The organism is Parvimonas sp. D9, assembly GCF_035282565.1.
GTDB classification, from domain to species: domain Bacteria; phylum Bacillota; class Clostridia; order Tissierellales; family Peptoniphilaceae; genus Parvimonas; species Parvimonas micra.
Genome location: NZ_JAYKBM010000159.1, coordinates 1 through 269, shown reverse-complemented (window position 1 = coordinate 269; position 269 = coordinate 1). Strand labels below are relative to the sequence as shown.

General features: G+C 42.4%; 1 protein-coding gene. It reads left to right on the top strand.

Going from position 1 to position 269, the window contains the following annotated elements; translation table 11 throughout:
• On the top strand, positions 1-269 hold a 269-nt coding region (deoC, locus tag VJI94_RS08410), incomplete at both ends, for a deoxyribose-phosphate aldolase (protein WP_324009036.1).

Below are 269 nucleotides of genomic sequence, written 5' to 3'. Positions count from 1 at the left end.
CAGTAAAAGTGATTATTGAGACGGTATTGTTGGACCATGACGAAATTGTAAAAGCGAGTGAATTAACAAAAACGGCTGGTGCGGACTTCGTTAAAACTTCAACAGGTTTTGCAGGTGGCGGTGCGACTGCAGAAGACGTTAAATTAATGAAAGATACAGTAGGTGCTGATGTAGAAGTAAAAGCATCAGGTGGCGTACGTAATTTAGAAGATTTCAATAAAATGGTTGAAGCAGGTGCGACACGTATTGGTGCGAGCGCAGGCGTTCAA